An 8,993-nucleotide genomic window follows, 5' to 3' on the forward strand; every position below is an offset into this window, starting at 1 on the left:
CGATTACGCTACGTAGCAGATAATTTCGCCACCAAGACCAGCTTGGCGCGCTGCACGATCAGTCATGACACCTTTAGAGGTAGAAATTACAGCGATGCCCAGACCAGCCATTACTTTTGGCAGCTCATCTTTTTTCTTATAGATGCGCAGACCTGGACGGCTAACACGCTGAATGCTCTCTACCACAGCCTTGCCCTGGAAATACTTTAAAGTAACTTCCAGCTCAGACTTGATGTCGCCTTCGATTTTAAAATCTTCAATGTAGCCTTCTTCCTTCAGCACGTTGGCAATTGCCACTTTCAGCTTGGAGGAAGGCATAGAGACCGCAACTTTGTTCGCGGCCTGACCGTTACGGATACGGGTCAGCATATCCGCGATCGGATCTTGCATGCTCATCTGTGTTACTCCCGTGATTCAAATGGTGACAATTACCAGCTAGCCTTTTTCAGACCCGGGATTTCACCGCGCATTGCGGCTTCACGGACCTTGATACGGCTCAACCCAAACTTCCGCAGGAAACCGTGCGGACGACCTGTCTGACGGCAGCGGTTACGCTGACGGGAAGGGCTGGAATCACGCGGCAGACTCTGCAGCTTGAGAACGGCATCCCAACGATCTTCGTCGGATGCGTTCACATCAGAAATGATCGCTTTCAGTTCAACGCGCTTAGCGAAGAACTTGTCTGCTAATTTCACACGCTTTACTTCGCGTGCTTTCATCGATTGCTTAGCCATTAAGTAACCCTACCTTACTTGCGGAACGGGAAGTCAAAGGCAGCCAGCAGAGCACGGCCTTCATCATCAGATTTCGCAGTAGTGGTAATGGTAATATCCAAACCACGAACGCGATCGACTTTGTCATAATCGATTTCTGGGAAGATGATCTGCTCACGAACGCCCATGCTGTAGTTACCACGACCATCGAAAGACTTAGCAGACAGGCCGCGGAAGTCACGAATACGTGGAACAGCAATAGTGATCAGGCGCTCAAAGAACTCCCACATGCGCTCGCCGCGCAGAGTTACTTTACAGCCGATCGGATAGCCCTGACGGATTTTGAAGCCTGCAACTGATTTGCGTGCTTTGGTGATCAACGGTTTTTGACCGGAGATTGCTGCCAGGTCAGCTGCTGCGTTATCCAGCAGTTTCTTGTCAGCGATCGCTTCACCAACACCCATGTTCAGGGTGATCTTCTCGACCCGAGGGACTTGCATGACAGAATTGTAGCCGAACTCAGTCATGAGTTTCTGGACTACTTCGTCTTTGTAGTAATCATGCAGTTTCGCCATCGTACTACTCCAAATTACTTGATAGTTTCGCTATTAGACTTGAAGAAACGGACTTTTTTGCCTTCTTCGAATCTAAAGCCTACACGGTCAGCCTTGCCGGTTGCCGCATTGAAGATTGCAACGTTAGAAACCTGAATAGCAGCTTCTTTTTCAACGATGCCGCCTGGTTGGTTCAGAGCCGGAACCGGCTTCTGGTGTTTCTTAACCAGGTTGATACCTTCAACGATGACCTTACCAGAAGTCAGGACATTCTTTACTTTACCGCGTTTACCTTTGTCTTTACCGGTAATCACGATAACTTCGTCGTTACGACGGATTTTCGCTGCCATTGCTCGCTCCTTAGAGTACTTCTGGTGCCAGAGAGATAATTTTCATGAACTTTTCAGTACGAAGTTCACGAGTTACCGGCCCAAAAATACGCGTACCGATAGGCTGCTCGCTGTTATTGTTTAAAATAACGCATGCATTACCATCGAAGCGAATGACAGAACCGTCCGGGCGACGAACACCCTTCCTGGTGCGCACCACTACCGCCTTCAGGACATCACCTTTCTTAACTTTACCGCGAGGAATTGCTTCCTTGATGGTAACTTTAATGATGTCGCCGACGCCTGCGTAGCGACGGTGCGAGCCACCCAGAACCTTGATACACATTACGCGACGTGCACCGGAGTTGTCGGCGACGTTCAGCATAGTCTGTTCTTGGATCATTTTAGTGCTCCGCTAATGTCAACTACTACTTCGGGACCCAAACCTCAGGTCGTTAAAAAGCCCCATAATTGAGGGCGCGGCATTATAACACCGGATCTCGCAGATGGGTAGAAAAAATGAACGGCTCAGACGAGCCGTTCATTTTATTTTTTAGAGGAAGCGGATTCTATTACAGAACCGCTTTCTCTACAACGCGAACCAGCGCCCAAGACTTAGTCTTAGACAGTGGACGGGTTTCGCGGATTTCTACCACGTCACCGATTCCACATTCGTTGTTCTCGTCATGGATGTGCAGCTTAGTCGTACGCTTGATGAACTTACCGTAGATCGGGTGTTTCACGACACGTTCGATAGCAACAACTGCAGATTTCTGCATTTTGTCACTAATTACACGACCCTGCAGAGTACGGATTTTATCGGTCATTACGCCGCCTTCTCAGTCAGTAAAGTCTTAACACGTGCAACATTACGGCGCACTTGCTTCAGCAGATGGGTCTGCTGCAGCTGGCCGGATGCTGCCTGCATGCGCAGGTTGAATTGCTCACGCAGCAGGTTAAGAAGCTCAGCGTTCAGCTCTTCAACGCTTTTTTCACGCAGCTCATTTGCTTTCATTACATCACCGTCTTAGTAACAAAGGTGGTTTTGATAGGCAGTTTTGCTGCTGCCAGCTTGAATGCTTCACGGGCAAGCTCTTCCGGAACACCGTCCATTTCATACAGGACTTTACCCGGTTGGATCAGGGCAACCCAATACTCCACGTTACCCTTACCTTTACCCATACGCACTTCCAGCGGCTTCTCGGTGATCGGTTTGTCCGGGAATACACGGATCCAGATCTTACCTTGACGCTTAACTGCACGGGTCATAGCACGACGTGCTGCTTCGATCTGACGAGCAGTCAGACGACCACGGCCAACAGCTTTCAGACCGAAAGTACCGAAGCTGACATCCGTACCCTGCGCCAGACCACGGTTGCGGCCTTTGTGCACTTTACGGAATTTCGTACGCTTTGGTTGTAACATCAGCGACTCTCCTTACTTACGGCCTTTACGCTGCTGCTTTTTAGGTTGAGCAGCCGGTTCCGGTTGTTCAACAGCAGCCATACCACCCAGGATCTCACCTTTGAAGATCCATACCTTAACGCCGATTACACCATAAGTGGTGTGCGCTTCAGAGGTGTTGTAGTCAATGTCTGCACGCAGAGTGTGCAGTGGCACGCGACCTTCACGGTACCATTCGGTACGTGCGATCTCGGCTCCGCCCAAACGGCCGCTAACTTCAACTTTAATACCCTTCGCGCCCAGACGCATTGCGTTCTGAACAGCACGCTTCATAGCACGACGGAACATCACACGACGCTCCAGCTGTGAAGTGATGCTATCAGCAACCAATTTAGCGTCCAGTTCCGGTTTACGGACTTCGGCGATATTGATCTGTGCAGGAACGCCAGCGATTTTCGCGACGACCGTGCGCAGTTTTTCTACGTCTTCACCTTTCTTACCGATAACGATACCCGGGCGAGCGGTGTGAATGGTCACACGGATGCTCTTAGCCGGACGCTCGATAACGATACGAGATACAGACGCTTTAGCCAGTTCCTTAGTCAGGAACTGACGTACTTTAAAATCGCTGTCCAGGTTGTCAGCGAATTCTTTGGTGTTCGCAAACCAGGTAGAGTTCCATGGTTTTACAATACCCAGGCGAATACCATTAGGATGTACTTTCTGACCCATTGCTAGTCTCCAGAGTCTCAGCGATCGGACACAACCACAGTAATGTGGCTGGTGCGCTTCAGGATGCGATCTGCACGACCTTTCGCACGCGGCATAATGCGCTTCATGCTTGGGCCTTCGTCTACGAAGATTTTCGCGACTTTCAGATCGTCGATATCAGCGCCATCGTTGTGTTCGGCGTTCGCAATGGCAGATTCCAGGACTTTCTTAACCAACACAGCAGCTTTCTTGTTGGTGTAGGTCAGAATATCCAGAGCCTGCGACACTTTCTTACCGCGAATCAGGTCAGCAACAAGGCGGACCTTCTGAGCAGAAGAACGAGCATGGCGATGTTGAGCAATAGTTTCCATCTCTTCCTCCTACTTATTTCTTCTTGGCTTTCTTATCTGCAGCATGGCCGCGATAAGTACGTGTCGGTGCAAATTCACCCAGTTTGTGGCCGACCATTTCGTCGGATACAAAGACAGGAACGTGCTGACGACCATTATGGACAGCGATGGTCAAACCGATCATGTTAGGGAAGATCGTTGAACGACGGGACCAAGTGCGCAGGGGCTTCTTGTCACCGCTTTCCACCGCTTTCTCTACCTTCTTCAGCAAGTGCAGGTCAATAAAAGGACCTTTCTTGAGAGAACGTGGCATGGCTTATCCTCTAAAATTATTTGCTACGGCGACGTACGATAAATTTATCAGTACGCTTGTTGCTACGGGTCTTCTTACCTTTGGTCTGAACGCCCCACGGAGTTACCGGGTGCTTACCAAAGTTACGACCTTCACCACCACCGTGCGGGTGATCGACTGGGTTCATCGCAGTACCGCGAACGGTAGGACGAACACCACGCCAACGGGTTGCACCAGCTTTACCCAGAACGCGCAGCATGTGCTCAGCGTTACCGACTTCGCCCAGGGTTGCGCGGCAGTCGATTTCGACTTTACGCATTTCGCCTGAACGCAGACGCAGGGTTACGTAGGAACCATCACGCGCAACGATCTGCACGTAAGTACCAGCTGAGCGAGCAATCTGACCGCCTTTGCCTGGTTTCATTTCTACGTTGTGAACGGTAGAACCCACCGGGATGTTACGCATTGGCAGGGTGTTACCTGCTTTAATCGCAGCATCAACGCCAGATTGAACCTGATCACCAGCTTTCAGGCCTTTAGGGGCCAGGATGTAACGGCGCTCGCCATCTTTGTACAGAACCAGTGCGATGTTCGCAGAACGGTTCGGATCGTACTCAAGACGCTCAACAACTGCTGGAATACCATCTTTGTTGCGTTTGAAGTCAACAATACGGTAAGCCTGCTTGTGACCACCACCGATATGACGGGTAGTGATACGACCATTGTTGTTACGACCACCGGATTTGCTGTTTTTTTCTAACAGCGGAGCAAAAGGTTTGCCCTTGTGCAGCTCTGGGTTCACCACTTTAACTACGTGACGACGACCCGGAGATGTCGGTTTACATTTAACAACTGCCATTGTCTTTCTCCTCCGACTTACTCAGCGCCGCCGACGAAGTCCAGGTTCTGGCCTTCCTTCAGGGTGACGTAAGCTTTTTTCCAGTCGCTACGACGACCGATACGCTGTCCGTGACGCTTAACTTTGCCCTTAACAACCAGGGTGTTTACGTCTTTAACTTCAACTTCGAACAGCTTCTCAACAGCAGCAACGATCTCTGCTTTGGTCGCGTCTTTAGCAACTTTGAGAACGATGGTATTGCTTTTTTCCATCGCAGTAGATGCTTTTTCAGATACGTGCGGTGCACGCACTACTTTCAGCAGACGTTCTTCACGGATCATGCCAGCATCTCCTCAACTTGCTTAACTGCTTCCGCAGTCATAACGACTTTGTCGAAGGCGATCAGGCTAACTGGGTCGATACCTGCTGCATCACGCACGTCAACCTTGTACAGGTTACGCGCAGCCAGGAACAGATTCTCATCCAGTTCACCGGTGATGATCAGCACATCTTCCAGCGCCATGTCTTTCAGTTTCTGTGCCAGCAGCTTAGTTTTAGGCGCTTCTACAGAGAACGTCTCGACAACGATCAGACGGTCCTGACGTACCAGTTCGGACAGGATGCTTTTCAGCGCGCCGCGGTACATCTTCTTGTTAACTTTTTGACTGTGGTCCTGTGGACGCGCAGCAAAGGTCACGCCACCTGAACGCCAGATCGGGCTCTTTACAGAACCTGAACGCGCACGGCCGGTACCTTTCTGGCGCCAAGGCTTTTTGCCTGAACCAGTTACTTCAGCACGAGTTTTCTGCGCACGAGTACCCTGACGAGCACCAGCGGCATAAGCAACAACAACCTGGTGAACCAGCGCTTCGTTGAAATCACGACCGAAGGTAGTTTCGGAAACAGTCAGCGCGCTCTGCGCGTCTTTCAGTACTAATTCCATTGCTATCCCCTTACGCCTTCACAGCTGGTTTAACAATCAGGTCGCTGCCGGTTGCACCCGGGACAGCACCTTTGACCAGCAGCAGGTTGCGCTCAGCGTCAACACGTACCACTTCCAGGCTCTGAACGGTTACGCGCTCGTTACCCAGTTGACCAGCCATTTTCTTGCCTTTGAACACTTTGCCCGGAGTCTGGTTCTGACCGATAGAACCCGGAACGCGGTGAGACAAGGAGTTACCGTGTGTAGCGTCCTGGGTACGGAAGTTCCAGCGCTTAACGGTACCTGCGAAACCTTTACCTTTAGAGGTACCGGTAACGTCTACTTTTTTAACGTCAGCGAAAATTTCAACACTGATGCTCTGGCCTACTGAGTACTCTTCACCTTCGGTGCGGAATTCCCACAGACCACGGCCAGCTTCAACGCCAGCTTTAGCAAAATGACCTGCTTCCGGCTTGCTCACACGGTTTGCTTTTTTAGCACCGGTGGTCACCTGGATAGCCTGGTAACCGTCGTTTTCCAGGCCTTTGACCTGAGTAACGCGGTTTGCTTCAACTTCGATTACGGTTACTGGGATTGAAACGCCATCTTCAGTGAAGATGCGAGTCATGCCCACTTTTTTACCGACTAAACCAATCATTGTATCAACCTCTCAATCGCTCGATGACCTGATTAACCCAGGCTGATCTGCACGTCAACACCGGCAGCCAGATCCAGACGCATCAGTGCATCAACGGTTTTTTCAGTTGGCTCAACGATGTCTACCAGACGCTTGTGAGTACGGATCTCGTACTGATCGCGCGCGTCTTTGTTAACGTGCGGAGAGATCAGAACGGTGAAACGCTCTTTGCGAGTTGGCAGCGGGATCGGACCACGTACCTGCGCACCAGTGCGCTTGGCAGTCTCAACGATTTCCGCGGTTGATTGATCGATCAGGCGATGATCAAACGCTTTAAGACGGATACGGATTCTTTGGTTCGACATGAGACCAAGGCTCCAAACATTTTATAAACGAAAAGAATTACTACCCACACCCATTACGATTGATGGAGGAGTGTAATCGTTCAGCATATAACTCCCCAATCGGGAGTATTGTCAGGTGATACATCGCTTGCTATCACCTGCGATTCTGCTCGAATCGCGCCATACCAATATCGGCAGGCCCGCGCATTATACGCAAATCAGTTCAGGAAGCAACCCGTGATGCGTTTTTAACCACATCAATTGCGGACTAAATGCGAAAAAGCCTGTATGGGGCTCGATATTTCCCCTTACAGGCTCTGTGACATTGCTACAACGAAAGGGTTTTAGTCTGTGCTTTCTTCTTTTAATTGCGCCTGCAGGTAATTCTGCAAACCGAGTTTTTGAATCAGGTCGAGTTCGGTTTCCAGCCAGTCAATGTGATGCTCTTCCTCGCCCAGAATCTCAATCATCATGTCGCGGCTTACGTAGTCATGTACCTTATCGGCATAGGCAATCGCTTCATGTAAATCCTTCGCCCCTTCTAACTCCAACGTCAGATCGGACTGCAGCATTTCCGGTACATCTTCACCAATACGCAACCGGCCGAGATCCTGCAAATTTGGAATCCCTTCAAGAAAAAGAATGCGCTCGATGTATTTGTCCGCATGCTTCATTTCATCGATGGATTCGTGATACTCGACATCGTTGAGGCGAATAAGCCCCCAGTTTTTGAACATACGTGCATGAAGAAAGTACTGATTAATCGCAACCAGTTCATTCCCCAGCAGTTTATTCAGATGAGTTATGATTTTACTGTCGCCCTTCATTTTGCTTCCTCCGCATCCAGGTAAATAGATCGTAGATGCGGATAAAAAGAAGTCAAAAAAACAGGACTGTTTTTGTGGTTATTGCCAGAGGATGTCGATTCGACCTACGCGATTTCTTTGTACAGCGGTACCTTCTGCAGCTCATCATCCATAATCTCGCGCGCAAAACGGATGCACTTACCACACTGTTTTCCGATAGGAACCAGTTGACGAAGATGTTGGATCGATTTGGGCTGATAGCGACGCACTACTTCACGGAGGGTTTTGTCACTCACGGCATTACACAGACAGACGTACATTTACTGCGACTCCAGTACAAATTCTGATCAAAGTGTAAATGAGAATGGTTTTTATTTCAAACGTAGCTTTTGTGTGGGATTGGCTTGAGTGGCGAATTTCAGACAAAAAAAAGAGCACCGAAGTGCTCTCTTTTCGTGCTGCGGCGGCTACCTAGGCAGCCACCGACATTCCGCGATTAAGCCAGAACTTCAGCAACAACGCCCGCACCAACAGTACGGCCGCCTTCACGGATTGCGAAACGCAGACCCTGGTCCATCGCGATTGGGTGGATCAGCTCAACGGTCATTTTCACGTTGTCGCCTGGCATAACCATCTCAACGCCTTCTGGCAGCTCAACGTTACCAGTCACGTCAGTAGTACGGAAGTAGAACTGTGGACGGTAGCCTTTGAAGAACGGAGTATGACGGCCACCTTCGTCTTTAGACAGGACGTATACTTCTGATACGAACTTGGTGTGTGGCTTGATGGTGCCTGGCTTAGCCAGTACCTGACCACGCTGGATGTCTTCACGCTTGATACCGCGCAGCAGAACACCACAGTTTTCACCCGCCTGACCCTGGTCCAGCAGCTTACGGAACATTTCAACGCCAGTACAGGTAGACTTAACAGTCGCCTTGATACCAACGATTTCAACTTCGTCGCCCACTTTAACGATACCGCGCTCAACACGACCGGTTACAACAGTACCACGGCCTGAGATTGAGAATACGTCTTCGATTGGCAGCAGGAACGGCAGGTCGATTGCACGTACTGGCTCTGGGATGTAGTTATC

General features: G+C 50.1%; 19 protein-coding genes. All 19 read right to left on the reverse strand.

The genetic code is table 11. The features are described 5' to 3' along the window. Nucleotides 1-3: 3 nt before the first annotated feature. Nucleotides 4-396 carry a 30S ribosomal protein S8 gene (rpsH, locus tag ACCW76_RS20375; protein WP_007891668.1) on the reverse strand — a complete coding sequence of 131 codons (393 nt, stop codon included), beginning with the start codon at nt 394-396 and terminating at the stop codon, nt 4-6. A 32-nt stretch (nt 397-428) separates the two neighbouring features. After that, nucleotides 429-734 (reverse strand): 30S ribosomal protein S14, encoded by a 306-nt coding sequence (rpsN, locus tag ACCW76_RS20380; RefSeq protein ID WP_007891666.1) that lies wholly within the window; start codon nt 732-734, stop codon nt 429-431. A gap of 14 nt (nt 735-748) precedes the next feature. Further along, entirely contained in the window at nt 749-1,288 is a 540-nt protein-coding gene (gene rplE, locus ACCW76_RS20385; protein WP_013510763.1) for a 50S ribosomal protein L5, read from the reverse strand. 14 nt (nt 1,289-1,302) lie between these two features. Further along, on the reverse strand, nt 1,303-1,617 hold the full coding sequence (rplX, locus tag ACCW76_RS20390; protein ID WP_034830741.1) for a 50S ribosomal protein L24: 315 nt from the start codon (nt 1,615-1,617) through the stop codon (nt 1,303-1,305). A gap of 10 nt (nt 1,618-1,627) precedes the next feature. Continuing rightward, nucleotides 1,628-1,999 (reverse strand): 50S ribosomal protein L14, encoded by a 372-nt coding sequence (gene rplN, locus ACCW76_RS20395; RefSeq protein ID WP_006120590.1) that lies wholly within the window; start codon nt 1,997-1,999, stop codon nt 1,628-1,630. A gap of 169 nt (nt 2,000-2,168) precedes the next feature. Further along, on the reverse strand, nt 2,169-2,423 hold the full coding sequence (gene rpsQ / locus ACCW76_RS20400; protein ID WP_008104738.1) for a 30S ribosomal protein S17: 255 nt from the start codon (nt 2,421-2,423) through the stop codon (nt 2,169-2,171). Then, on the reverse strand, nt 2,423-2,611 hold the full coding sequence (gene rpmC, locus ACCW76_RS20405) for a 50S ribosomal protein L29 (protein ID WP_034830743.1): 189 nt from the start codon (nt 2,609-2,611) through the stop codon (nt 2,423-2,425). Before rpmC ends, rpsQ begins: the two co-directional genes overlap by 1 nt. Beyond that, on the reverse strand, nt 2,611-3,021 hold the full coding sequence (gene rplP / locus ACCW76_RS20410; RefSeq protein ID WP_002438716.1) for a 50S ribosomal protein L16: 411 nt from the start codon (nt 3,019-3,021) through the stop codon (nt 2,611-2,613). The genes rpmC and rplP overlap by 1 nt, the downstream gene beginning before the upstream one ends. Before the next feature lie 12 nt (nt 3,022-3,033). After that, nucleotides 3,034-3,732 (reverse strand): 30S ribosomal protein S3, encoded by a 699-nt coding sequence (gene rpsC, locus ACCW76_RS20415; RefSeq protein ID WP_034830744.1) that lies wholly within the window; start codon nt 3,730-3,732, stop codon nt 3,034-3,036. Nucleotides 3,733-3,749: 17 nt separating this feature from the next. Further along, entirely contained in the window at nt 3,750-4,082 is a 333-nt protein-coding gene (gene rplV, locus ACCW76_RS20420; RefSeq protein ID WP_007891659.1) for a 50S ribosomal protein L22, read from the reverse strand. Nucleotides 4,083-4,095: 13 nt separating this feature from the next. Then, a complete protein-coding gene (gene rpsS, locus ACCW76_RS20425; protein WP_001138115.1) occupies nt 4,096-4,374 on the reverse strand; it encodes a 30S ribosomal protein S19 in 279 nt (92 codons plus the stop codon). 16 nt (nt 4,375-4,390) lie between these two features. Then, the gene (gene rplB, locus ACCW76_RS20430) at nt 4,391-5,212 is read right to left on the reverse strand and encodes a 50S ribosomal protein L2 (protein ID WP_034830746.1); all 822 of its coding nucleotides are present in this window, start codon (nt 5,210-5,212) and stop codon (nt 4,391-4,393) included. Between the two features lie 17 nt (nt 5,213-5,229). After that, on the reverse strand, nt 5,230-5,532 hold the full coding sequence (gene rplW / locus ACCW76_RS20435; protein WP_034830749.1) for a 50S ribosomal protein L23: 303 nt from the start codon (nt 5,530-5,532) through the stop codon (nt 5,230-5,232). Further along, nucleotides 5,529-6,134: a 50S ribosomal protein L4 gene (gene rplD, locus ACCW76_RS20440; protein ID WP_034830751.1), complete on the reverse strand. Its 606-nt coding sequence runs from the start codon at nt 6,132-6,134 to the stop codon at nt 5,529-5,531. The genes rplW and rplD overlap by 4 nt, the downstream gene beginning before the upstream one ends. 10 nt (nt 6,135-6,144) lie before the next feature. Continuing rightward, entirely contained in the window at nt 6,145-6,771 is a 627-nt protein-coding gene (rplC, locus tag ACCW76_RS20445; protein WP_038644330.1) for a 50S ribosomal protein L3, read from the reverse strand. 32 nt (nt 6,772-6,803) lie between these two features. Continuing rightward, on the reverse strand, nt 6,804-7,115 hold the full coding sequence (rpsJ, locus tag ACCW76_RS20450; RefSeq protein ID WP_006120582.1) for a 30S ribosomal protein S10: 312 nt from the start codon (nt 7,113-7,115) through the stop codon (nt 6,804-6,806). 323 nt (nt 7,116-7,438) lie between these two features. Next, nucleotides 7,439-7,921 (reverse strand): bacterioferritin, encoded by a 483-nt coding sequence (gene bfr, locus ACCW76_RS20455; protein ID WP_436339954.1) that lies wholly within the window; start codon nt 7,919-7,921, stop codon nt 7,439-7,441. Between the two features lie 104 nt (nt 7,922-8,025). Next, nucleotides 8,026-8,220, reverse strand: a complete 195-nt coding sequence (gene bfd, locus ACCW76_RS20460) for a bacterioferritin-associated ferredoxin (protein ID WP_034830760.1) — start codon at nt 8,218-8,220, stop codon at nt 8,026-8,028. Between the two features lie 176 nt (nt 8,221-8,396). Further along, the coding region (locus ACCW76_RS20465; protein WP_436339956.1) for an EF-Tu/IF-2/RF-3 family GTPase at nt 8,397-8,993 on the reverse strand (597 nt) is incomplete at its 5' end.

The organism is Pantoea sp. C8B4 (assembly GCF_051336905.1).
Classification (GTDB): domain Bacteria; phylum Pseudomonadota; class Gammaproteobacteria; order Enterobacterales; family Enterobacteriaceae; genus Pantoea; species Pantoea rwandensis_B.